The organism is Knoellia tibetensis, assembly GCF_048606415.1.
Classification (GTDB): Bacteria; Actinomycetota; Actinomycetes; order Actinomycetales; family Dermatophilaceae; genus Knoellia; species Knoellia tibetensis.
Genome location: NZ_JBMBWF010000006.1, coordinates 36,618 through 59,135, shown reverse-complemented (window position 1 = coordinate 59,135; position 22,518 = coordinate 36,618). Strand labels below are relative to the sequence as shown.

The 22,518-nt window shown below is 72.1% G+C and carries 21 protein-coding genes; 13 read left to right on the top strand and 8 right to left on the bottom strand.

All coding sequences use genetic code 11. The features are described from left to right. The first annotated feature begins 7 nt into the window (after positions 1-7). Genes ACOJV7_RS16950 through ACOJV7_RS16940 form a run of 3 tightly spaced genes read left to right on the top strand, consistent with a single transcriptional unit; the run spans position 8 to position 2,794 of the window. Complete coding sequence (locus ACOJV7_RS16950; RefSeq protein ID WP_420191407.1) at positions 8-1,066, top strand: adenylate/guanylate cyclase domain-containing protein; 1,059 nt, start codon at positions 8-10, stop codon at positions 1,064-1,066. A 27-nt stretch (positions 1,067-1,093) separates the two neighbouring features. Next, positions 1,094-1,771, top strand: coding sequence for a response regulator transcription factor (locus ACOJV7_RS16945; protein WP_420191406.1), 678 nt, complete (start codon positions 1,094-1,096; stop codon positions 1,769-1,771). A gap of 6 nt (positions 1,772-1,777) precedes the next feature. Then, complete coding sequence (locus tag ACOJV7_RS16940) at positions 1,778-2,794, top strand: sensor histidine kinase (RefSeq protein WP_420191405.1); 1,017 nt, start codon at positions 1,778-1,780, stop codon at positions 2,792-2,794. An 11-nt stretch (positions 2,795-2,805) separates the two neighbouring features. Here the strand turns inward: ACOJV7_RS16940 and ACOJV7_RS16935 are convergent, their stop codons facing one another. Further along, on the bottom strand, positions 2,806-3,312 hold the full coding sequence (locus ACOJV7_RS16935) for a GtrA family protein (RefSeq protein ID WP_420191404.1): 507 nt from the start codon (positions 3,310-3,312) through the stop codon (positions 2,806-2,808). Positions 3,313-3,381: 69 nt separating this feature from the next. On the opposite strand from ACOJV7_RS16935, the gene ACOJV7_RS16930 reads away from it, so the two are divergent. Next, on the top strand, positions 3,382-4,554 hold the full coding sequence (locus ACOJV7_RS16930) for a 5-(carboxyamino)imidazole ribonucleotide synthase (RefSeq protein ID WP_420191403.1): 1,173 nt from the start codon (positions 3,382-3,384) through the stop codon (positions 4,552-4,554). Positions 4,555-4,559: 5 nt separating this feature from the next. Then, a complete protein-coding gene (gene purE / locus ACOJV7_RS16925) occupies positions 4,560-5,087 on the top strand; it encodes a 5-(carboxyamino)imidazole ribonucleotide mutase (protein WP_420191402.1) in 528 nt (175 codons plus the stop codon). 17 nt (positions 5,088-5,104) lie between these two features. Here the strand turns inward: purE and ACOJV7_RS16920 are convergent, their stop codons facing one another. Further along, positions 5,105-5,557 (bottom strand): CoA-binding protein, encoded by a 453-nt coding sequence (locus ACOJV7_RS16920; RefSeq protein ID WP_420191401.1) that lies wholly within the window; start codon positions 5,555-5,557, stop codon positions 5,105-5,107. A gap of 61 nt (positions 5,558-5,618) precedes the next feature. Here ACOJV7_RS16920 and ACOJV7_RS16915 point away from each other — a divergent pair, with 61 nt between their 5' ends. Together ACOJV7_RS16915 and ACOJV7_RS16910 are read left to right on the top strand one after the other, a co-directional pair. Continuing rightward, positions 5,619-6,644, top strand: a complete 1,026-nt coding sequence (locus ACOJV7_RS16915) for an LLM class F420-dependent oxidoreductase (RefSeq protein WP_420191400.1) — start codon at positions 5,619-5,621, stop codon at positions 6,642-6,644. 115 nt (positions 6,645-6,759) lie between these two features. Beyond that, entirely contained in the window at positions 6,760-7,926 is a 1,167-nt protein-coding gene (locus ACOJV7_RS16910) for an acyl-CoA dehydrogenase family protein (protein WP_420191399.1), read from the top strand. A gap of 87 nt (positions 7,927-8,013) precedes the next feature. Here the strand turns inward: ACOJV7_RS16910 and ACOJV7_RS16905 are convergent, their stop codons facing one another. After that, positions 8,014-9,315, bottom strand: a complete 1,302-nt coding sequence (locus ACOJV7_RS16905; protein ID WP_420191398.1) for an LCP family protein — start codon at positions 9,313-9,315, stop codon at positions 8,014-8,016. Between the two features lie 84 nt (positions 9,316-9,399). Between ACOJV7_RS16905 and ACOJV7_RS16900 the strand changes: the two genes are divergently transcribed. Genes ACOJV7_RS16900 through ACOJV7_RS16890 form a run of 3 tightly spaced genes read left to right on the top strand, consistent with a single transcriptional unit; the run spans position 9,400 to position 12,030 of the window. Then, the gene (locus ACOJV7_RS16900; protein WP_420191397.1) at positions 9,400-10,440 is read left to right on the top strand and encodes a glycosyltransferase family 2 protein; all 1,041 of its coding nucleotides are present in this window, start codon (positions 9,400-9,402) and stop codon (positions 10,438-10,440) included. A 46-nt stretch (positions 10,441-10,486) separates the two neighbouring features. After that, on the top strand, positions 10,487-11,284 hold the full coding sequence (locus tag ACOJV7_RS16895) for an ABC transporter permease (protein ID WP_420191396.1): 798 nt from the start codon (positions 10,487-10,489) through the stop codon (positions 11,282-11,284). Further along, on the top strand, positions 11,284-12,030 hold the full coding sequence (locus ACOJV7_RS16890) for an ABC transporter ATP-binding protein (protein WP_420191395.1): 747 nt from the start codon (positions 11,284-11,286) through the stop codon (positions 12,028-12,030). The genes ACOJV7_RS16895 and ACOJV7_RS16890 overlap by 1 nt, the downstream gene beginning before the upstream one ends. 32 nt (positions 12,031-12,062) lie before the next feature. Here the strand turns inward: ACOJV7_RS16890 and ACOJV7_RS16885 are convergent, their stop codons facing one another. After that, positions 12,063-13,406 (bottom strand): cytidylyltransferase domain-containing protein, encoded by a 1,344-nt coding sequence (locus tag ACOJV7_RS16885; RefSeq protein ID WP_420191394.1) that lies wholly within the window; start codon positions 13,404-13,406, stop codon positions 12,063-12,065. A gap of 95 nt (positions 13,407-13,501) precedes the next feature. Then, on the bottom strand, positions 13,502-14,539 hold the full coding sequence (locus ACOJV7_RS16880; protein WP_420191393.1) for a PseG/SpsG family protein: 1,038 nt from the start codon (positions 14,537-14,539) through the stop codon (positions 13,502-13,504). A gap of 154 nt (positions 14,540-14,693) precedes the next feature. Between ACOJV7_RS16880 and pseB the strand changes: the two genes are divergently transcribed. From pseB to ACOJV7_RS16865, 3 genes are read left to right on the top strand one after another with little or no spacing between them, the layout of a single operon-like run. Then, complete coding sequence (gene pseB / locus ACOJV7_RS16875) at positions 14,694-15,680, top strand: UDP-N-acetylglucosamine 4,6-dehydratase (inverting) (protein ID WP_420191392.1); 987 nt, start codon at positions 14,694-14,696, stop codon at positions 15,678-15,680. A 2-nt stretch (positions 15,681-15,682) separates the two neighbouring features. Next, positions 15,683-16,810, top strand: coding sequence for a DegT/DnrJ/EryC1/StrS family aminotransferase (locus tag ACOJV7_RS16870; RefSeq protein ID WP_420191391.1), 1,128 nt, complete (start codon positions 15,683-15,685; stop codon positions 16,808-16,810). A gap of 5 nt (positions 16,811-16,815) precedes the next feature. Continuing rightward, complete coding sequence (locus tag ACOJV7_RS16865; RefSeq protein ID WP_420191390.1) at positions 16,816-17,643, top strand: hypothetical protein; 828 nt, start codon at positions 16,816-16,818, stop codon at positions 17,641-17,643. A 21-nt stretch (positions 17,644-17,664) separates the two neighbouring features. On the opposite strand, the gene ACOJV7_RS16860 is transcribed toward ACOJV7_RS16865, so the two are convergent. The 3 genes from ACOJV7_RS16860 to ACOJV7_RS16850 are packed head-to-tail and all read right to left on the bottom strand — an operon-like array spanning position 17,665 to position 22,506. Beyond that, positions 17,665-19,320, bottom strand: a complete 1,656-nt coding sequence (locus tag ACOJV7_RS16860) for a class I SAM-dependent methyltransferase (protein WP_420191389.1) — start codon at positions 19,318-19,320, stop codon at positions 17,665-17,667. Continuing rightward, positions 19,317-20,147: a hypothetical protein gene (locus tag ACOJV7_RS16855; protein WP_420191388.1), complete on the bottom strand. Its 831-nt coding sequence runs from the start codon at positions 20,145-20,147 to the stop codon at positions 19,317-19,319. The genes ACOJV7_RS16860 and ACOJV7_RS16855 overlap by 4 nt, the downstream gene beginning before the upstream one ends. Before the next feature lie 16 nt (positions 20,148-20,163). Beyond that, on the bottom strand, positions 20,164-22,506 hold the full coding sequence (locus tag ACOJV7_RS16850; protein ID WP_420191387.1) for a glycosyltransferase: 2,343 nt from the start codon (positions 22,504-22,506) through the stop codon (positions 20,164-20,166). Between the last annotated feature and the right edge of the window lie 12 nt (positions 22,507-22,518).

The following is a 22,518-nucleotide window of genomic DNA, read 5'->3' as shown; positions in this document are numbered from 1 at the left end:
GGTCCACGTGCCCGAGCAGCCCCGCGACCTCGAGGCCGAGATCGAGGAGCGCCTTCTCGGCCGTCGCGCGACGATGGGCCGACGCGAGATCAGCCGTGAGGCGTCGGTGTCGGTGCAGTCGGCCCGCAAGCTCTGGCACGCCCTGGGGTTCCAGATCGTCGACGACGAGGAGGTGATGTTCACCGAGGCCGACCTCGGGGCGCTCATCCGGGTCTCCGACCTCGTGCGCGACAACGACCTCGACGAGGACCTCGCGCTCTCGATGGCCCGGGCCTTCGCCCGCACCTCCGACCGCCTCGCCGTGTGGCAGACCCAGCTCGTCGCGGAGTACCTCACCCCGGCCGACCAGGAGGCCGAGATCGGGGAGAAGGACGCCCGCGCCGTCCCCGAGCGCGGTGTCGCCGAGGCCGCGGCCACCCAGCTCGCCGACCTCGTCGACCAGCTCGAGCCGCTCATGGTCTATGTCTGGCGGCGCCACCTCACCTCCGCGATCACCCGCATGCTCGAGGACGCACGCGACACCGACCACGACCCGAGCGCGCCGCTGCGCGTCGTCGGGTTCGCCGACCTCGTCTCCTTCACGACGCTCGTGCGACGGATGACCGAGCGCCAGCTGGGCACGCTCGTGCAGCGCTTCGAGGAGCTCGCCAGCGACGTCGTGACCACGCACGGCGGGCGGATCATCAAGACCGTGGGCGACGAGGTCCTCTTCGTCCACGCCGAGGCCGACGCCGCCGCCGCGATCGGCCTCGACCTCGTCGACTCGATGGCCGAGGATCCCCTGCTGCCCGACGTGCGGGTCGGCATGGCCTCGGGCAAGGTCATCAGCCGGCTGGGCGACGTCTTCGGCACGACGGTCAACCGCGCGAGCCGCCTCACCGCGGTGACGCCACCCGGCCGGGTCTTCGTCGACGACGAGGTGGCGCGCCGCCTCGCCGCCCTCTCGGGCTTCTCGATGGTCGAGCAGCGCCCGCGCCACCTGCGCGGGATCGGAGAGGTCCGGCCCTTCGAGCTGGCCCGCTCCACGGGGGCGCGGCGCGCGCGCCCCTGGGACCACCACGCGTGAACCGCGTCCCACCACTAGCATCGCCGCATGACCCGTGTGCTGCTCGCCGAGGACGACCCGGCGATCTCCGAACCCCTCGCCCGGGCCCTGCGCCGTGAGGGCTACGAGGTCGAGGTCCGCAACGACGGGCGAGAGGCCCTCGAAGCCGCTCGTGACAACCCCGACCTCGTCGTCCTCGACCTCGGCCTGCCGACGATGGACGGCCTCGAGGTGTGCCGCCGGCTCCGTGGTGAGGGCTACACCGTGCCGGTTCTCGTCCTCACCGCCCGCGCCGACGAGGTCGACACGGTCGTCGGCCTCGACGCCGGCGCCGACGACTACGTCACCAAGCCCTTCCGCCTCGCCGAGCTGCTCGCGCGCTCCCGCGCCCTCCTGCGGCGGGGCATCCCCGAGGCGCCGGTTCCCGGTGACGTCGACGTGCGGGTCGACACCGAGTCCCGCAGGGTCTTCCTCCACGGCGAGGAGATCCAGCTCACCGCCAAGGAGTACGAGCTGCTGCGCGTCCTCGCCCGCAACCAGGGCAAGGTCATCTCGCGCGAGCAGCTCATGCGCGAGGTGTGGGAGACCGCCTGGTACGGCTCGACCAAGACCCTCGACATGCACATCTCGGTGCTGCGCAAGAAGCTCGGCGACGACGCGATGCAGCCGCGCTACATCACCACCATCCGGGGTGTCGGCTTCCGGTTCGACCCCGCGGGGGAATGACGCTCGATGCGTCGACTCCTCCTGAGGTCCACGCTCGCCGCCGTCGGCGCTGCCCTGGCGATCTTCGGCATCCCGATCCTCGTCGTCGGCATCCTCGTGACGCTCGCGCCCGCAGAGAGTCGCTCCGAGGTCGTCTCGCGCACGACCGGCGCCCCCGGGGTGCTCATCGTCACCGGCTTCGTCCTCGTGCTCGTCCTCTTCGGGCTGGCCGCGGGCTGGTTCGTGGCGCAGCGACGAGCCCGGCTCCTCGGTGACCCGCTCACCGAGCTCGCCGCTCGGGCCGAGCGCCTCGGCGCGGGTGAGTCCCGGTTCATGCCGCTCGACTCGGGCATCGGCGAGCTCGACCGGATCAGCGACGTCCTCTCACGCAGCGCGCACCAGGTGACCCGCAACCTCGCCGCCGAGCGTGACTTCGCCGCCGACGCCTCGCACCAGCTGCGCACCCCGCTCACCGCCCTGCTCATGCGGCTCGACGAGATCGCCTCGACCGACGACCTCGGCGTCGTCCAGGAGGAGGCCCAGGTCGCGATCGAGCAGGTCGAGCGGCTGAGCAAGGTCGTCGACGACCTCATGGGCCGCACCCGGGTGAGCGACCCGACCCGCCCCAGCGTCTCGCTCGACGCCGTCCTCGCCTCGCTCCAGCGCGAGTGGCAGCCGGCCTTCGCCTCCTCGAAGCGGAGCATGCGCATCCACGGCGAGCGCGGGCTGCGGGTGCGTGCGACGCCGGTGGCGCTCTCCCAGATCCTCTCGACCCTCGTCGAGAACGCGCTCGCCCACGGTCGCGGCACCGTCGACATCGCGGCGCGCCGCACGGGACCCTCGGTCGTCATCGAGCTAGGCGACGAGGGCGAGGGCGTCGCGCCCGGACTCGCTCCGCACATCTTCGAGCGTTCCGTGTCGTCGACCGGCTCGGGCCTCGGCCTCACCCTCGCGCGCGACCTCGCCGAGGACAACGGCGGCCGGCTCGAGCTCGTGAGCACCCAGCCGGCCGTCTTCGCCGTGTTCCTCTCCGAGGCCGACTGACCTCAGCCGCGTCAGCGGTCGTGGTGGCGCAGCTCGGCGAGCGGCGACGTGTCCTCGTCGATCGGCTCACCGGAGAAGACGAACTTGCGGTAGGCCCAGAATCGGAAGAGCGTCCCCAGCCCGATGGCGACGACCTTGGTGATGTTGTCGGCCGTGAGCGAGTCGAGCTCGAGGACGTAGTGGACGAACGCGATCGCCGCCGCCTGGATGACGAGCGCGACGCCGTTGGTGCCGGCGAAGAGTGCGGCCTCGTGGTGCGCGGGCCGGTTGCGCCGGTGCCGGAAGGTCCACGTGCGGTTGCCGACCCACGCGAACGCCGTCGCGACCGACGCCGAGACGATGACCGCCGCCGTCGGCTTCTCCTCGAGGAGGGTGCGGCGCAGGACGTTGAAGGTGCCCATGTCGATGACGAACGCGAGCAGGCCGATGACGCCGAACTTGATCGCCTCTCGGTAGAGGACGTCGATGGCTCCGCGGAGCCGGTCGAGGAGCCCCCCACCGGGGGTCGTGGACGTCACCGGCCGAGCGTAGCCGCCGAACCCGGTCCCGTATGCCGTCCGCCCACCACGCGCCGATATCCTCCCGGGGTGACTGCCCCGCTGCGCGCCCCCGGAGGATTCCCCGTCGTCGGCATCATCGGCGGTGGGCAGCTCGCGCGGATGTGCGCGGCGCCCGCGGCCGAGCTCGGCATCACCCTCAGCGTGCTCGCCGAGGCACCCGACGCCAGCGCGGCGCTCGTCATCCCCTCGGCCCCGGTCGGCGCGCACGACGACGCCGAGGCCGTGCTCGCCTTCGCCGCTGAGTGCGACGTCGTCACCTTCGACCACGAGCACGTCCCCGCCGACGTGCTGTCGGCACTCGCCGACGCCGGCACGGTGATGCACCCGAGCCCCGAGGCGCTCGTCTTCGCGCAGGACAAGCTCGAGATGCGCGCCCGCCTCACCGAGCTGGGCGTGCCGTGCCCGCGCTGGGCCGCGGCGACCACCGTCGAGGAGGTGGCCGCGTTCGGCGACGAGGTCGGCTGGCCCGTCGTCGCCAAGACCCCACGCGGTGGCTACGACGGCAAGGGCGTGCGCGTCGTCGGGTCCGCCGACGAGCTCACCGACTGGCTGGAGCGTGCCGCCGGCGAGGACTCGCCGCTGCTCCTCGAGGAGAAGGTCCCCTTCACCCGCGAGATCGCCGTCCTCCTCGCCCGCAGCCCCTCAGGCCAGGCCGCGGCGTGGCCGGTCGTCGAAACCGTGCAGACAGACGGCATCTGCACAGAGGTCATCGCCCCGGCCCCCCACCTCGACGACGACCTGGCGGCGCGGGCCACGGAGGCTGGCCTGCGCGTGGCCGGCGAGCTCGGCGTCACCGGCGTCCTCGCCGTCGAGATGTTCGAGCTGCCGGGCGGCGAGTTCGTCGTCAACGAGCTCGCGATGCGCCCGCACAACAGCGGCCACTGGTCGATGGACGGCGCGGTCACCGGCCAGTTCGAGCAGCACCTGCGCGCCGTCCTCGACCTGCCGCTGGGCTCGCCGCGCCCGCGGCACCGCTGGACCGTCATGGGCAACGTCCTCGGCGGGCACCACACCGAGCTCTACCCGGCATACCGTCATGTCATGGCACGCGACCCCGAGGTCAAGGCGCACCTCTACGGCAAGGGGGTCCGGCCGGGTCGCAAGATCGGGCACGTCAACGTCAGCGGCGACGACCTCGCCGACCTGCGCGAGCGGGCGCGGCACGCGGCCGACTACATCGAGGGAGCGATCACAGAATGACGAGCATGAGCAGCAGCGCCGCAGGGCCGCCGGTCGTCGGCGTCGTCATGGGCAGCGACAGCGACTGGCCCGTGATGGAGGCCGCGTCCACGGCCCTCGACGACTTCGGCATCGCCCACGAGGTCGACGTCGTCTCGGCCCACCGCATGCCCGACGAGATGGTCGCCTACGGCCAGCAGGCGGAGGAGCGCGGGCTGCGCGTCATCATCGCCGGCGCCGGGGGAGCGGCCCACCTGCCCGGCATGCTCGCCTCGGTCACGTCGCTGCCGGTCATCGGCGTGCCGGTGCCGCTGAAGTACCTCGACGGCATGGACTCGCTGCTCTCGATCGTCCAGATGCCCGGCGGCGTGCCGGTCGCCACTGTCTCGGTGGGCGGGGCCCGCAACGCCGGGCTGCTCGCGGCGCGCATCCTCGGCGCCGGCCAGGGCGAGGAGGCAGCCCGGATCCGTGCCGCGATGGGCGAGTTCCGCACCACGCTGCGCGACGAGGCGCACGCCAAGGGCGCCGCCCTGCGCGAGCGCCGCCGCGCCTGACCCCGACCTGCTGCGACTTAGCGGGCGGAGCCCTCGCCCCTCACCCGCGGCCACTCGATGCGCGGGCACGTGTCCATGACGACCTCGAGTCCGGCCTTGCGGGCCCGCTCGGCGGCAGCGGTGTCGACGACGCCCTGCTGCATCCAGATCGCGTCGATCTGCAGCCGGTCCTTGTGCTCGATGGCCTGGTCGACGACCGCACCGACGTGGTCGGAGTTGACGAAGCAGTCGATGACCTTGACGTCCTGGTCCGGGATGTCGGCGAGGCTCGCGTAGCCCTGCTCGGCGTGCACGGTCTCGGCCTTGGGGTGGACCGGGATGATCCCCTTGTGCAGCTCGTGCTTGAGCCACTGGGCCACGCCGTATGCCGGCCGCTGCCGGTTGGTGCTCAGTCCCACGACCACCCAGGTGCCGGGGTCGTTGAGGAGCTCGCGGATCGTGTCGGGGTCGTTGCGGTGTCGAAGCGTCACCACTGCATCATGCCCCGCGGACGGGCTTGCGGAGGACGGGGTGTGCGGGTTGGGTGGGGGCATGAGATTCGGCATCTTCGTCCCGCAGGGCTGGCGTCACGACCTCGTCGGCATCGACCCCGACCAGCACTGGGGCGTCATGGCCGGTCTCGCCCGGCGGGCCGACGGCATCCGGGACTGGGAGTCGATCTGGGTCTTCGACCACTTCCACCCGGTGCCGCACCCGACGCAGGAGGCCGTGCACGAGGCGTGGTCGCTCATGGCCGCCTTCGCCGGCGTCACCGGACGCGTCCGGATCGGGCAGATGTGCACGTGCATGAGCTACCGCAACCCGGCCTACCTCGCCAAGGTCGCGGCGACCGTCGACGTCATCTCCGAGGGCCGGCTCGAGATGGGGATCGGCGCCGGGTGGTACGAGCACGAGTGGCGCGCCTACGGCTACGGCTTCCCGGGCGCCGGCGAGCGCCTTGCCCGGCTGCGCGAGGGCGTCGAGATCATGCAGCAGATGTGGACGACCGGCACGGCGACCCTCGCCGGCGAGCACTACCAGGTCGACGGGGCGATGTGCTTCCCGAGGCCGCTCCAGGGCACGGCGTTCGAGGGCTCGGAGCGCAACGGCATCCCGATGTGGGTGGCCGGCGGCGGCGAGCGCAAGACGCTGCGGATCGCGGCGGAGTACGCCGACTACACGAACTTCCTCGGGCAGCCCGACGTCTTCGCGCACAAGAGCGAGATCCTGAGGGGCCACTGCGCCGACGTCGGCCGCGACTTCGACTCGATCGTGCGGTCGTCGAACTTCAACGTCGTCATCGGGCGTAACGAGCGCGAGGTCGAGGAGCGGTTCCGGTGGATCGAGTCGCACCTGCGCGGCGCCGGCGTCCCCGACGAGGCGGTGGCGCGTTCGATGAACGACTACCGCAAGGGCACAGCGGTGGGCACCCCGGACCAGGTCGCGAGCGCGCTCGCCGACATGCAGGACCTCGGGATGACCTACGCCATCACGAACTTCGTCGAGTCGGCCTACGACCTCTCCGGCGTCGAGCTCTTCGAGCGCGAGGTCATCCCGGCCCTGCGGGACCACCGCTGAGCCCACAACGGCCCGCGTCGGGCCCGGGGACGCCGGGCCGAGGTCCAGTGGCGAGTGGCGGGACCCACACCGGAGGCGGCGGGGACACGGCATACGCGTCGGTAGGATTCGCGGCGTGAGTGCGAACCCCGACTTCCCCCTGTTCCAGGTCAACGAGGACCACGAGGCGATCCGGGAGGCGGTCCGCGAGATCGCCGAGGCCCGGATCGCGCCGTTCGCGGCCGCGGTCGACGAGGAGTCGCGCTACCCGCAGGAGGCGCACGACGCACTCGTCGCCTCCGACTTCTTCGCGCCCCACGTGCCGGAGGAGTACGACGGCGTCGGCGCCGACGCGCTCGCGACGTGCATCGTCATCGAGGAGGTGGCCCGCGTCTGCGCGAGCTCCTCGCTCATCCCCGCGGTCAACAAGCTCGGCTCGATGCCCGTCATCCTCGGCGGCTCCGAGGAGGTCAAGGCGAAGTACCTCCCGCCGCTCGCCCGCGGCGAGGCCGGCTTCTCCTACGGCCTGTCCGAGCGCGAGGCCGGCTCCGACACCGCCGCGATGAAGTGCCGCGCGAAGGCCGACGGTGACGACTGGGTCCTCACCGGGCAGAAGTCGTGGATCACCAACGCCGGTGTCTCGGAGTACTACACGGTCCTCGCCGTCACCGACCCCGACGGCGCCCGCGGCAACAACATCACCGCGTTCGTCGTCGAGAAGTCCGACGAGGGCTTCTCCTTCGGCGAGAAGGAGCGCAAGCTCGGCATCAAGGGCAGCCCCACCCGTGAGCTGATCTTCGACAACGTCCGCATCCCCGGCGACCGGATCGTCGGCGCGCCCGGCGAGGGCCTCAAGATCGCGCTGCGCACGCTCGACCACACCCGCGTCACCATCGGCGCCCAGGCGGTCGGCATCGCCCAGGGCGCCCTCGAGCAGGCCACGGCATACGTCAAGGAGCGCAAGCAGTTCGGCAAGCACATCGCCGACTTCCAGGGCATCCAGTTCATGCTCGCCGACATGGCGATGGAGCTCGAGGCCGCGCGGCAGATGGTCTACGTCGCCGCCGCGAAGTCCGAGCGCGGCGACGCCGACCTGCCCTTCTTCGGCGCGGCCGCGAAGTGCTACGCCTCCGACGTCGCGATGAAGGTGACGACCGACGCCGTCCAGCTCCTCGGCGGCGCCGGCTACACCCGTGACTTCCCGCTCGAGCGGATGATGCGCGACGCCAAGATCACCCAGATCTACGAAGGCACCAACCAGGTGCAGCGCATCGTCATGGCCCGCCAGCTGCTCAAGGGCTGACCCGACCACAGAGGCAGGTATGCCGTCCGCCCACGTGGGCGGACGGCATACCTTGTGCTTTGTGGCTGGGGCCCTTGGAGGCGCCGGTCAGCCCTCGCTGGGCTTGCCGTCGGTGCCGGCCGGGGGCGCCTCGAGCGGCTGGTCCTCGCGGAGCATCGTGAAGAGCGCCTTGGCGCGCTCGGTGTCCCACTTGACCGAGGAGCCGGCGGCGGTCTGGAAGTTCGCGCTCTGGATCGGCACGGTGAGGCTGAGCGTGGAGCCGTTGCCGGCACCACGCATCGCGAGCAGGATGTTGGCCGCGTCGCGGATCCCCGTCTCCTGGCCGACGCCGACGGCGCCGGCGGCCGTGTGCGTGAACGCCCAGTAGCGGAACGGGTTGAGGACGGTCGACGGCGTGGCCGCGCCCTTCATGATCGCGCCGAGGAACTGGCGCTGGCGGTCGGCGCGGCCGATGTCGCCGCGCGGGTCCGAGTAGCGGGCGCGCACGAAGCCGAGGGCGTTCTTGCCGTCGAGGACCTGGCAACCCTTCTTGAGGTCGATGTGCGCCTTGGGGTCGTCCATGTCGAACGGCACGCAGATGTCGACGCCGCCGAGGCTGTTGACGACGTCGGCGAAGCCGCCGAAGCCGATCTCGAGGTAGCCGTCGATGCGCAGCCCGGTGACCTGCTCGAGCGTCTGGACGAGGAGCTGCGGACCGCCGATCGAGAACGCCGCGTTGACCTTGTTGCGGTTGTGGCCCGGGATCGGCATGTAGCTGTCGCGCGGTATCGAGATGATGACCGACTTGCCGCCGCCCGCGGGGACGTGGACGAGCATGATCGAGTCGGTGCGCCGGCCCTCGGCGCTGCCCGTGCCGAGCTCCTTGCGTTGCTCGGCGGTGAGGTCGTCGCGCGAGTCCGACCCGACGAGCAGGTAGGTGTTGCCGGGCGTCTCTGCCGGGCGCTCGCCGGAAGGGATGTCGTCGACGCGCGAGACCGTCCCCCATGCGTGCAGCGGGCTGAAGACGAGGAAGGCCAGCCAGGCGAGCAGGACCACCGGGACGATTCGCCACCAGCGGCGGCGACGGCGGGGTGCGTCGTCGACGGGGCTGATCGGGCGCTCGACGCGCTCGACGCGCTCGACGCGCTCGACGCGCTCAGGGGGACGCTGGACGCGCTCGGGGCGCTGGGCGCGGCCATCGACGGTGCGGGCGGCGTCGCGCGGGTCGGGACGACGGGTCGGTCGTTCCTGTCGGCGCTCGCGAGGGGGTAGCGAGGAGCTCGTCCGGCGCCGTCCGCGGGTGTCGACGGTGTAGACGGCGTCGTCCTCGTGCCCCGGGCGCGACGCGTCGGGGCGTCCTCGCTGGGGGATCGGGCGGGCGTCGTCTCCGCGACTGGGGCGATCGGGCACGCCCCATAGTGAGCGCGGGGTGACCCGCGACGCAAAACGGCGCGCCGGACCCCACCCCTTCCCGGAGCCGTCCCCGCCTGAGGGATGATCGTCGCGATGAATGCGCCTTCCCCCACCGACGACGCAGCGACGGCGGCCCCTCCGGTCAGCGTGGTGATCCCGGTACTCAACGAGGAGCGGCACCTTCGCGACGCCGTGCGCCAGGTGCTCGGACAGGCGTATGCCGGTGACGTCGAGGTCGTCCTCGCCCTCGGGCCGTCGACGGACGCCACGGACGAGGTCGCGGCAGAGCTCGCCGCCGAGGACCCGCGTGTGCGCACGGTGGCCAACCCGACCGGCCGGACACCGGCCGGCCTCAACGCCGCCATCCGCACCGCCAGCCACGACATCGTCGTCCGGGTCGACGGCCACGCCGAGATCCCCGACGGCTACCTCGCGACCGCCGTCCGCACCCTCGCCGAGACCGGCGCAGACAACGTCGGCGGGATGATGAAGGCGGTCGGGCAGACGCCGTTCGAGCGCGCGGTCGCGCGGGCGATGCGCAGCCGGATCGGCGTCGGTGGCGGGTCCTTCCACGTCGGCGGGTCGGCCGGGCCGGTCGACACCGTCTACCTCGGTGCCTTCCGCCGCAGCGCGCTCGAGCGGGTCGGCGGCTACGACGAGCGCTACACCCGCACCCAGGACTGGCACCTCAACCTGCGCCTGCGACAGACGGGCGGGACGGTGTGGTTCACCCCCGACATGGCCGTCGTCTACCGCCCGCGTTCCACCGTGGGGTCGCTGGCCCGGCAGTACTTCGAGTACGGCCGCTGGCGCCGCGTCGTCATCCGCGAGCACCCCGACACGGCGAGCGCCCGCTACCTCGCGCCGCCGGCAATGGTCGTCGGCACGACCGCCGCGACGCTCGCTGCTCTCGTCTGGCCCGTGACCCTCGCCGTCCCTGCCGCGTATGCCGTCGCCATCGGTGTCGGGGGCGTCGCCATCAGCCGCGGCGAGCGCGCTGCGGTCCGGCTGCGCACCCCGCTCGCGCTCGCGACGATGCACTGGTCGTGGGGTGTGGGGTTCCTCACCAGCCGTCGGCTACCGACCGGCGACTCGTCGGCGGAGCCGCCGCCCCCCGTGTGACAGACTGAGCGGCCGTGTGACGTCGGGAACGAGGAGAGTGCAGTCGGTGGACATCAGCCACCTCAAGGCCCTGTGGGCCCGTCGGGAGATCCTCGGCACCCTCGTGCGTCGCGACCTGAGGGTCCGCTACGCCCGAAGCGTCCTGGGCTACCTGTGGACGATCCTCGACCCACTGGCGATGGCACTGATCTACTTCATGATCTTCGCGGTCATCTTCAAGCGCCCCGACGCCGGCTACCACCCGTACTTCCTCTACCTGCTCGTCGGCCTGCTCGCCTGGCAGTGGTTCAGCTCCTCGGTCACCGAGACCTCGCGGGCCCTGCTCGCCGAGGCCAAGCTCGTCCGCTCGACGAGCCTCCCGCGTGAGCTCTGGGTCATCCGGGTCGTCATCGCCAAGGGCGTCGAGTACCTCCTGTCGCTGCCGATCCTCGTGGCCTTCGTCATCGTCTACATGATCACCGGGGACACGACGCCCAACTGGCGGCTCGTCCTCATCCCCGTCGGGTTCGCGCTGCAGTTCCTCGTCCAGATCGGCATCGGCCTGCTCCTCGCCCCGCTCACGGTGCTCGTCGACGACACGCAGCGTGTCGTCCGGATCGTCATGCGGATGGCGTTCTACTGCACGCCGATCATCTACAGCCTCGACACCGTGCCCGACAGCCTGCGCACCCTGCTCTACCTCAACCCGCTCAGCGGTGTCCTCGAGTTCTACCGAGCCGGTCTCTTCGACGAGCCCATGCAGGCCGAGCCCATCCTCGCCTGCCTCGCCGTCACCGTGCTGTTCCTCTTCTTCGGGACGTGGATGTTCAACCGTCTCGAGCGCTCGGTCCTCAAGGAGATCTGATGCCCGACGTCATGATCGAGGTCGCGGACCTCGGTATCGAGTTCTACCGGTCGCGTCGCCGCAACCTCTCGCTTCGCGAGATGGTCCTCATGGGCCGCAACACCGCCCCGAAGGAGACCTTCTGGGCCCTGCGCCACGTGAACTTCACCGTCGGGCACGGTGAGGCCGTCGGCCTCGTCGGCTCCAACGGCACCGGCAAGAGCACGCTGCTCAAGACGATCGCCGGCGTCCTCATCCCCGACGAGGGGCACGCCCGCGTCAACGAGGGCGTCGCGCCGCTCATCGAGCTCACCGGCGGGTTCCTCGGCGAGCTCTCGGCCCGCGAGAACATCTACCTCACCGCCGGCCTCCACGGGCTGAGCCGCGAGCAGGTCGACGAGCGCTTCGACGACATCGTCGACTTCGCCGGGCCCCAGGTGCGCGAGGGGCTCGAGATGCCCTTCCGCCACTTCTCGTCGGGCATGCAGGTCCGCCTCGGCTTCGCGGTCATCACGACCCTCGACGAGCCGATCATCCTCGTCGACGAGGTCCTCGCGGTCGGCGACGTCGCCTTCAAGGAGAAGTGCTACAAGCGGATGGAGGAGCTGCTCTCGCAGAACAAGACGCTCTTCCTCGTCTCGCACTCGGAGAACGACCTGCGTCGCTTCTGCACCCGCGGCATCTACCTGCGCCGCGGCGAGCTCGTCGCCGACGGGCCGATGGACGCGGTGCTCGGTCAGTACCGCCGGGAGTCCGCGGGCAGCTGACGCCCCCCGCGGTCCGGCCCTCGCGGGCCGAGTCAGGCGCTGGGCCGCGTGCTTGTCCCCGTACCGTGGGCACCTTCCGCCGCGCGCTCGACGGCTGCCAGGACGTCGGCCGGCGTGCCGGCGGGCACGACACCCACGACCCCGGCGGGCGCCGGGGTGTCGGCGGCGTCGAGGTCGCACGACACGACCGCACCACTGCCGACCCGCTCGGCGAGGCGTGCGGCCTTGTCGGCATCCTTGACGTGCAGCCACCCGACTCGCGCAAGGAGCTCGGCGGTGACGTGGGCGCCCACGGGGAGGGCGAGGCCGAGCCGGACCGCCGCACCGGCCTCCACGTAAGAGGCGAGCCGGCCGAGGGCCGTGGCCGCCCGGTCGAGGTCGTCCCCGGCGTCGAGCAGCAGGGTGTCGACGCGGCGCGCGAGGTCACCGAGGATGCGCTCGACCTCGACGTCGAGTGCAGCCGGGGAGGCGTCCATCGGCAGGACGACCCGCGCGACGACCGACATCCGCTGCTTGAGGGCCGGGTCGCTGCCGGTGCGGAACCGTGCCCGGGCCGTGGCGTCGTCGAGCAGGGCGTGGCTCACCCCGTGCGTCACGGCCGTGGTGAGGAGCGAGCGCAGGGCGGCGCCGTCCTGCGGCAGGGCGGACGAGCCGAGCATGACTGGTGACACTCCAGCGACGCGCGGCAGCACCGGCCCTTCTGCCAGGACGCGCTCGCCGATGCGGGCCACGAGCTCGCGCCACGGCATACGAAGGGGGTCGGTGACGCCCGCGAAGGCGCCGCACACGCGGTCGTAGTCGTCGAGGCAGTCGACCGTGCAGCGGTAGGCGTGGAGGTCGGTGGGTGCGTCCTCGGGGACGAAGAGGTGCTCGCCGGTCCGGCGGATCCACGGCGTCACGTGCTCGCGGTCGTAGGGGGCGACGGCCTCGGCCGCCGCCGCGCGCAGGACGCGTGCCGAGAAGACCTCGGCGCCGAAGCCCTCGGGGACCCGGTCGATGTCGACGCGGCCGTAGTCGTGGGGGGAGGCGTCGACCGCGGCGAGGAGCTCGTCGATGAGCGAGCCGTCGGCGACGGGGTTGTCGCCGGTGAGCCGGACGACGCGGTCGGTCGGGTCGAGGCCCTCGGTGGCGGTGACGAAGCGGCCGAGAACGTCGTCGAGGGAGCCGCGAACGACGTCGATGCCGACGGACTCGAGGTGCTCGGCGATGCGCCGGTCGTACTGCTCGTCCGAGGTCGCGACGACGACCTCGTGCCCGGTGTTGGCGGCGCGGCGGGCCACGAGCTCGACCAGGGGCATGCCGGCGAGGCTGAGCAGCGCCTTGCCCGGGAGCCGGGAGGAGTTGAGCCGTGACTGGATGACGACTCGGGTCCGCATGGTTCCTCCGGTCGGGTGGCTGGATCGGCGCGCCAAGGCTACCCGCCGAGGCGTGGGCGGCCCCGGACTGTCGGCGGCGCGCTGCGCGACCTCCGTCAGCGGCGGCGGGCGACCGCGTCGAGCAGGGCGTCGGCCACTCGCTGCCTGCCCCGACCGTCGACGAGCCGGCGCGCCTCCGCGCTGAGCCGCTCGCGGTGGGCCGCGTCGGTGAGCAGCCGGGTCAGCTCGGCCGTCGCCGCCTGACGGGCGCGCGGGGAGGACACGAGGTCGTCGAGGGCGCCGACGGGCGCGACGACGCCGCGGCCGGAGATGTCGGCATAGCTCGCGAGCTGGTTGTCGGCGACGGCGACGACCCCGGTCGGGACCCCGAGGAGCAGGAGCTCCCAGACCGACGACCCGGCCGCGCTCACGGTGACCGTGCTCGCCGCTGCCAGCGCCATGACGTCGGGCGTGGGTGGGAGCACCCGCACCGACTGGCCCGGAGTGGTGGGCAACGCCGCGACGACCTCGCCGACCTCGGGCCGGGCGACGATGCAGGTGAGCTCGAGGTCGACGCCGGTCCCGAGGACGAGCGGGGCCACGATCTCGGCCGCGCCGCGGGGGTCGGTGCCCCCGAAGACGGCGAGCACCGTCGTCCCGCCGTCGTCGGGCCGGGGTGCGGACGCGAGGTCGAGCACCCCCCGACGGAAGAGGGCGTACTCCACCCCGGCGAGCGCGACGTGCCCCCTGCCGCCAGCGGGGTGGGGCGTGGAGCCGAGGTTCTGGTCGAGGTGGACGTCGGCCTCCTGGGCCGCGCCGAACTCGCCGTCGTGGAGCGCGAGCACGACGAGCCCGTCCCGGCGCGCGGTGGCACCGAGGTCGGGGTCGAGCTCGTAGCCGTCGACGACGAGCGCGTCGAGCCCGAGCTCGCGGCACAGCGCGACGACGTCGTCCGCGGACGTCGGGGCGGGGACGACGCGCAGTCCCATGAGGTCGACTGCTGCGCGCAGCCAGTCGACGGACACCTCGCCCAGGAGGATGACGGCGCAGCCCCGGTCGAGGAGCTCCTCGGCGAGGGCGAGGCACCGGACGGCGTGCCCGACCCCGATGGTGGGGGAGGCGTCCGCGCGGATACCGACGGTGGGCTGGTTCATGGCGCTCCTCGGGTCCGCCCGCGTCGTGGTCGAGCGGGCGTCGGGCATCTGAGATGCTAGCCTCGCGGCTGGCCTTCGTTCGGTCAGCCGGGTTTGCGACGCTCGTGCGAGCGACGTGCCGCCCCGCAGCCAGAACGTCTAGGAGTTAACGCGCGTGAGCATTCTCGAGGGTTCGTCGATTCTCGTCACCGGAGGCACCGGGTCCTTCGGCAAGGCCTTCATCCGCAAGGCCCTCGACGACCTCAACCCCAAGAGGATCGTCATCTTCTCGCGCGACGAGCTCAAGCAGTACGAGTGCCGCCAGCTCTTCGGCGACGACCCCCGTCTGCGCTGGTTCATCGGCGACATCCGCGACCGGCACCGCCTCAACCGTGCCATGCACGGCGTCGACTACGTCGTCCACGCCGCCGCCCTCAAGCAGGTCGACACGGCCGAGTACAACCCCTGGGAGTTCGTCCAGACCAACGTCGTCGGCTCGCAGAACGTCATCGAGGCCTCGATCGACGCCGGCGTCAAGAAGGTCGTCGCGCTCTCGACCGACAAGGCGTCCTCGCCGATCAACCTCTACGGCGCGACCAAGCTCACCGCCGACAAGCTCTTCATCACCGGCAACCACTACGCCGCCGCCTACCCGACCCGCTTCTGCGTGGTCCGCTACGGCAACGTCATGGGCAGCCGCGGCTCGGTCATCCCGTTCTTCCGCCGCCTCGCCGACGCGGGCGAGTCGCTGCCCATCACCGACCTGCGCATGACGCGCTTCTTCATCACCCTGCCCCAGGCGGTGAAGTTCGTCACCGACTCCTTCGAGATGATGCAGGGCGGCGAGCTCTACGTCCCGCGCATCCCGTCGATGAAGATCGTCGACCTCGCGCAGACCGTCGCCCCCGGTGCGGCCATGCACGAGATCGGCCTGCGCCCCGGCGAGAAGCTGCACGAGGAGATGATCTCCGCCGAGGAGGGTCGTCGCGCGCTCCTCATCGGTGACCGCTACGTCCTCCAGCCCGACCTCGCGTCGTGGGGCTACTCCGCCCCCGAGGACGGCGAGCCGGTGCCCGACGGCTTCCACTACACGTCGGACAACAACGACCAGTGGTTCTCCGGCGAGCAGATGCTCGAGATCCTCGGCGACGAGGGTCTCTGAGGATGATCCAGTACGGCCGCCAGTCGATCAACGAGGACGACATCTCGGCGGTCGCCGAGGTCCTGCGGGGTGACTGGCTCACCACCGGTCCCACCGTCACCGCCTTCGAGGACTCGCTCGCCGAGCTGAGCGGCGCCACGCGCGTCGTCAGCGCGACGAGTGGCACGGCCGCGCTCCACGTCGCCTACGCCGCCGCCGGCGTCGGTGCCGGTGACGAGGTCGTCACCACCCCGATGACGTTCGTCGCCACCGCCTCGTCCGCCGTGGCCCTCGGCGCGAGGATCACCTTCGTCGATGTCGAGGAGGACACGGCCAACATCGACCCGGCGGCCGTCGACGCCGTCGTGTCCGACGCGACCAAGGTCGTCGCCGGTGTCGACTACGCCGGCCACCCCATCGAGGTCGACGCGCTGCGCCCGGTCGCCGACCGCGTCGGCGCCCTCCTCCTCGAGGACGCGGCGCACTCGATCGGCTCGACCTACAAGGGCCGCCCGGTCGGCTCGCTCGCCGACCTCACGACGTTCTCGTTCTTCCCGACCAAGAACATGACGAGCGCCGAGGGCGGGGCCGTCGCCACGCTCGACGCCGACCTCGGCCAGCGCGCCCACGAGTTCCACTTCATCGGGCTCGTCCGCGACCGCGACCGGATGCGCTACCCCGACGAGGGCCCCTGGCACCAGGAGGTCCACGAGTACGGCCTCAACTACCGTCTCCCTGACGTGCTCGCCGCGCTCGGCCTCAGCCAGCTGCGCCGGCTCGAGGCGTTCAAGACGCGCCGCGCCGAGGTCTTCGCCCGCTACCAGGAGGGGCTCGCCGGCCTCGACGGCGTCCGCCTGCCCGTGCAGCGCGAGCACGTCGACCCGATCTGGCACCTCTACCCGCTGCGCGTCCTCGACGGACGCCGCCGCGAGGTGTTCGACGCGATGCGCGCGGCCGGTGTCGGCGTCCAGGTCAACTACATGCCGGTCTACTGGCACCCCCTCTTCGAGGACATGGGCTACCAGCGCGGCATGTGCCCCAACGCCGAGGCCTTCTACGCCGAGGAGCTCTCGCTGCCCATGCATGCCGAGCTCACCGACGCGCAGGTGGACCAGGTCATCGACGCGGTGCGGACTGCCGTAGCAGGCTGACGCCTGTGCACCACGCGAACCACTTCTACGGCCACGCGGCCATCATGGCCCGGTATGCCGGCCTCGACGAGACCCCGCCGATCCTCGGCTACCTCCAGCACGGCTGGAACCTCCACGACGGCTTCGCGGTCGGCACCGCCTTCGCGCCGGTCTACCCGCGCCTCGTGTGGTCCGAGGTCGTCGCGCGGCGCGCGTGGGCGACCGGCCTGCGCCACCTCAAGGTCGTCTCGGCCCCGTGGCACTATCTCGTCCTGCTCGAGCCCGAGACGGAGAACGCGGGCCACGAGCGCGAGGGCACGATCGTCTACCCGTTCCACGGGTGGGAGGGCCAGCAGATCGTCGGCAGCCACGACGAGTACGCCCGGGTCCTGCGCGACACCGAGGGCGACGTGCCGATCACGATGTGCCTCTACTTCAACGACTTCGAGGACGCCGGGATCCGCCGCACCTACGAGCGCCACGGCTTCCGGGTCATCACCCATGGCCGGCGTGGCTACATGGGCGTCGGGCACGACCCAGAGTTCCTGCGCCGCCAGCTCGTCGAGCTCCGTCGCCACCGCCGGGTCGTGAGCAACCGGCTCGGCAGTGCCCTGCTCTACGGCGCGTCCGTGGGCGCCGAGATCGGCGTCTACGGCGACCCCATGGTCATCGGCAACGACCACGCGGTCCTCGGCGGCATGGCCAAGCAGCAGCGGCTCTTCCCCGAGCTCCACCAGGCGGCCGTGCCCGCCGCCGTCGCACGCCAGGCCGTCGTCACCGAGCTGGGCTGGGACGTCGTCCTGTCACCGGCCGAGGTCCGCCGGACCTTCGGCTGGGAGGACGCCGCGGGCTGACCCGCGGTCCCGCCCACCGGGTCAGCGCCGCTTGCGCAGCTCCTTGCCGGCGCGCTTCTTGACCGCGACCGCGAACTTCCTGGGGTCCCTCACCTTCGCCGCCTTGCGGACGACCTGGTATGCCGGGTGGTTGCGGATCCGCTCGACCTTCTGGAGGTCGGAGTGCAGCTTGCGGATCTTCTCCTCGCGGGTGAGGAGCTGCTTGTCGCGGAAGCCGATCGTGCGCTCGAGCCCGGCGATGTGGCCGTGCGCCTCGTGGAGCTGCTTGACCGCCTCCTCGACGTCGGCGCGTGCCGTCCGCACGTCGACGATCTCGGGACGCGGCTCGGCGGTCTCGGTCGCGAAGCCGCGGGCGGACTCGAGCACCTCGACGGTAGCGGTCACGCCCGACATCGAGGACCAGATCGCGGTGAGGTCCTCGCCGAGGACCCACGGCGGCCACGGGTGGCGCCGGTGCTCGTGCAGGAGCCGGTCCTGGAACCGAAACCAGCCGGCGGCCAGCGCCTGGGGCGGCTCGACGTCGGCGGCCTCGTCGGAGCGGGGGAGGACCTCGACGAACCCGTCCTCACCGTCGCGCACGAGCCGGTCCAGCGCCAGGGCGGGACCGCTCCCACGGGAGCCGACCCACTGACCCAGGCGGCCGGCATACGCACGGAATGCCGGGACGTCCTCGCGCTCGGCGAGGTCACGCAGCTCGCTCTCGACGGTGGGGGCGTCGACGAACTCGGTCGCCGAGCCGCCCGGCGCGGTCACGGTCCAGCGCGGCCCGTCCTCCGAGGGGGCGAGGCGTCCGGTCCACGAGGCGTCGCCGGCGGAGCCGTAGGCGGTGGCGGTCGTCGCCGCGGTCCGGCCGCAGACGACGAGGAAGCCGTCGGCGACGGTGGAGAGGGCACCGGCCCGGGCCGCCGAGACGAGCGCCTCGTCGGGGAGCGCGAGCAGGGGAGCCGTCGTCGTCCGGCTCGCGGCGCTCGCCATCGTCGTGACGAAGCCATCGGCGAGAGCGGCGTCGGTGGCGTCGACGGAGGCGACGAGGCCGGGGCGGGCCTCGGGCCCGTACGTGGCCCACAGGCTCGCGACGGACCGACCGGTCGCGCCGACGGCCGCGACGAGCTGGGCGGGGGAGCACGGACGACGCCGGTCGCTGTGGACCGGGCGCCACTCCTCGTCGCCGTGGCGGTCGCGCGCGACGCGGGCGTCGAGCACGGTGCTCAGCGAGAACTCGTTGGCGAGGCCGAGGACGAGGACGGCGTCGGGTCCGGCGAGCGCGCTGACGCGAGCCAGCCGCTCGGTCCACGAGAGGTCCTCGCTGTCGGGGGTGAGCACCCGGTCGAGCCCATCGGTCGCGAGCACGACGTCGAAGGGCCCCTCGGTCTCCGGGACCCCGTCGAGGGCGCCGACGACCAGGTCGAGACCCTCGGGGACGGCCTCGCGGACCGCGTCGGCGTCGGAGGGGGAGCGCAGGAGCGCGGTGACCGAGTCGGCGCGCGTGACCAGCCCACGGAGGAGCTCGGGGTCGTGCGGACCCACGACGAGCCACCGCCCACCGGTCGGGAGGACGTCCTCGAGCCAGGCGCGGACGGCGGCGCCGCGCACCGGACCGGGCTGCGGGCCGAGGTCGGTCCACGGCTGCATCTCACCGGGCACGGCGCGGACGGTGGTGGGGGCCAGGTCGGTCATGGTGCCTCTCCGTCGAAGATCATCGGGCGCAGCTCGTGGGGCGGCATGAGCCACGGGACGCCGAGCTCCTCGGAGACGATCTCCTTGGCCACGGCCTGGTCGATGTCCTTGCCGTGCAGCTCGGGCCACAGCCGCTGCACACGGGCGTTGCCACCGAAGAGCGGGTCCTCGCCGCCCATCGTCATCGGGTCGCCGTAGACCGCGACGTCGCACCCGACCGACGCTCCGTAGAACATCGCCGTCGCGAGCCGGTTGCCGGCCACCCTCTTGCGCCGGCGCAGGGCCTCGAGCTGCTTGAACAGGAACTTGCGGTCGGTGCCCTCGTAGGAGAAGCCACGCTTGCCGAAGCTCACGACGTCGAACCCGGCGTCCAGGTAGGCGCGACGGATCTCGGGGCGCTCGTACTCGGTGTAGTAGAGGCTGAAGGTCACCGGACCCGGCTCGGTCTCGCGGATCTCGTCGATGAGGCGCTTGTGGTCGCCCTCGATCTTGCCGCCCTCCCAGCCGTGGAAGAGGAACCACAGGGTCCCCTCGCGCTCGGCCTCCGGGACGACGCCGAGGTCGGGCTCCTGCTCGAGGAGGTAGAGCCAGGGGGCACCGATCGCGTGGTAGTTGCGGCGGCCGAGGATGTGACCGCGTCGGCGGGGCGCGTCGCTCCACGTCCAGCGCCACGCCCCGTCGAAGAACTCGTGCTGCGGGTTCCAGCCGTCGCCGACGTTCCAGCCGTGCTGGAGGTAGCCGCGGATCCGGGGCGGGTGAAGGTCGGGGAGCCCGCAGTAGCGGGCGAGGATGTGGGAGTGCCCGTAGTAGTGGTTGTGGTGGTGCATCGTCTCGTCCTTCCGCTCAGCCGCGGTCGCTGACCCGGAAGTGGAGGGTCTCTCCGATGGGCAGGAGGGTACCCGTGCGCGAACCCGCGACCTCGACGAGCGGGAGCGTCGTGAGGAGGAACGGGTCGGGCACGACGGCCGCCGCGTCCCGGCCGTCCCAGGCGCAGAAGAGCACCCACTCGCCGCGGTGCTGCAGGTCGAGGGCGTCGGCCGTCGTCTCGAGCAGCGGCGCGAGCGGGGTGCGCAGACTCCAGGTGCCATCGGCGACGACGAGCTCGCTCTCCTGCTCGATGTAGTCGTCGGAGTTCGGGAGGTACTGGCGCCACGCGACATGGAGCTCGCTCGAGCCGGTCCAGTTCTTGCCACCGACGACGAGCTCGCCGTCCTGGACGCCGGCCGTCTCGGCGACGAGGCGCACCGGGCTCTCGATGAGGTTGACCCGGTTGCCCGGCGAGCGCGTGACCCGCACGAGGTGCTGGCCGAGGGTGACGCCCACGCCGTGCTCGGGCGCGCGCCAGAGGAGGAGCTGCGGGGCCTCGTCGGTGCCGAGGTCGGGATCGAGAGCGAGGCCGCGGACCGACTGGTGGAGGAAGGGGTCGTCACCCGAGATCGACCCGACGACGTCGGCGACGGCGATGTCGACCGTGACCTCGGTCGTCGAGCCCTCGCCCCGCGGCAGGGGCCTCGCGGGGAAGACGAGGTCGGGGTCGGTGCTGCCGGCCCGGGCGTCGACCCGCAACGTCGGCGCGGGTCCGAGGGCACCGGTGCCCGCCAGCGTGAGGCGCAGGCCGCGGTCGCCCGCCTCCACGTGGCTCACCGTCCACGGGGCGCGTAGCCAGGAGACGACGAAGTGCCGCTGGCTCGTCGTGGCCGGCTGGGCCCAGACGTCGTGGCCCACCTGCACCGACGGCGTCCACTGGGGCGCGCCGGGACCGGCGCCGTGGAGGCGCCCCTTGCGGGTGGTGCGCCCGGCGTGCACGGTGACCTCGATGGAGCTCACCGGGTCACCGGCGGCCTCGAGCGTGGCGAGGAGTCCCGCGTCGAGCACGACCTCGAAGCCGACCCGCGAGATGTCGCCGTGCGAGTCCTGGGCCTCGCGGAGCGTGACATCGAGCGGGTGCCACCGGCGCCCGCCACCGACCCGCATCTCGACTCGCGCTTCGTCGTCGCTGCGATGGTGGCGCACCTCGGCGGTGCCGCGCAGGACGAGGTCGCCGTCGCGGTCGACGACGTCGGCCACGGTGGTGCGCAGCGACACCTGGTCGCGCGGGACGGCATACATCGACCTCGGGACCGACGCGGAACCCAGCCCGGGGTAGGGGAACTCGAGGCGCCAGGGCAGGCGAGGGTGACGCGAGCCGCGGGCCCGGCCCTGGAGCCCGCCACCCCCGCGGAACTCGGCCAGCTCGCGGAGCAGGTCCGCATCGCCGGCGCGCAGCGCGCGGTACTGGAGGAACGTGTAGGGGTGCCCGTGGTTGAGCGCGTTCTCGCCGAGGCGGTCGGCGAGCCGCTCGCCGAGGGCGAGGAGCGAGGCGACGTCGGAGTCCGGCACCGTCGCGAACGCCTGGACGATCGTGACGAAGTCGGAGTCCTTGAGGGCGTCGTAGACCTCGAACCGGACTGCGGGGGAGGACGTGTCGGCCTGGTCGAGGACCATCTCGGCGGAGACGACTCGGTCGAGCAGGTTGTCGTAGCGGTAGGCCTGCTGGGTGATCGAGTCACCGGACTCGCGCTCACGCCAGTAGTAGATCGGGTCCGACAGCACGTCGACGGTGACCGCGTCGAGGTGCGCCTTGAACGTCACCGGGTAGTCCTCGTAGCGGATCGGCGGGAACGCGTAGCCGTACTCGTCCCAGAAGGTCCGGCGGTAGATCTTGTTCCAGACCATCCGGTCACGTGCGAGCACGGGGAACTCGAGGATGTGCGTGGCGACCTGGGTCTCGGCGAAGGCCTGCCGGTGCGACCACGACTGGCGGATGCCCGACGAGTTGTTGAAGCGGCGCGCGTTGCCACCGGCGAGCGATGAGCCTGAGGAGTTGAGCATCCCGACCATCGTCTCGAAGCCGCCGGCGCTCACGAGGTCGTCGGAGTCGACGAAGGTGAGGTACTCACCGGTGGCGTGCGAGGTCCCGGTGTTGCGGGCCGGCCCGAGCCCGGCGTTCTCCTGCGTCACGAGGGTGAAGCGCGGGTCGAGGGCGACGAACGTCTCGGCGATCGCCCGGCTGCCGTCGAGCGAGCCGTCGTCGACGAGGATGACCTCGATGTCCTGCAGTCTCTGTCGGCGGATGCTCTCCAGGCAGGCCGCGAAGTAGTCCTCGACGCCGTAGAACGGCACCACCACGCTCAGCTCGGGGCTCACAGGACCCCTTCC

Excerpts from the sequence above, each read along its gene's own strand:
- ACOJV7_RS16945 (WP_420191406.1), top strand. The coding sequence starts at position 1,094 with ATGACCCGTGTGCTGCTCGCCGAGGACGACCCGGCGATCTCCGAACCC.
- ACOJV7_RS16940 (WP_420191405.1), top strand. The coding sequence starts at position 1,778 with ATGCGTCGACTCCTCCTGAGGTCCACGCTCGCCGCCGTCGGCGCTGCC.
- purE (WP_420191402.1), top strand. The coding sequence starts at position 4,560 with ATGAGCAGCAGCGCCGCAGGGCCGCCGGTCGTCGGCGTCGTCATGGGC.
- ACOJV7_RS16915 (WP_420191400.1), top strand. The coding sequence starts at position 5,619 with ATGAGATTCGGCATCTTCGTCCCGCAGGGCTGGCGTCACGACCTCGTC.
- ACOJV7_RS16900 (WP_420191397.1), top strand. The coding sequence starts at position 9,400 with ATGATCGTCGCGATGAATGCGCCTTCCCCCACCGACGACGCAGCGACG.
- ACOJV7_RS16890 (WP_420191395.1), top strand. The coding sequence starts at position 11,284 with ATGCCCGACGTCATGATCGAGGTCGCGGACCTCGGTATCGAGTTCTAC.
- ACOJV7_RS16885 (WP_420191394.1), bottom strand. The coding sequence starts at position 13,406 with ATGCGGACCCGAGTCGTCATCCAGTCACGGCTCAACTCCTCCCGGCTC.
- ACOJV7_RS16880 (WP_420191393.1), bottom strand. The coding sequence starts at position 14,539 with ATGAACCAGCCCACCGTCGGTATCCGCGCGGACGCCTCCCCCACCATC.
- ACOJV7_RS16870 (WP_420191391.1), top strand. The coding sequence starts at position 15,683 with ATGATCCAGTACGGCCGCCAGTCGATCAACGAGGACGACATCTCGGCG.
- ACOJV7_RS16860 (WP_420191389.1), bottom strand. The coding sequence starts at position 19,320 with ATGACCGACCTGGCCCCCACCACCGTCCGCGCCGTGCCCGGTGAGATG.
- ACOJV7_RS16855 (WP_420191388.1), bottom strand. The coding sequence starts at position 20,147 with ATGCACCACCACAACCACTACTACGGGCACTCCCACATCCTCGCCCGC.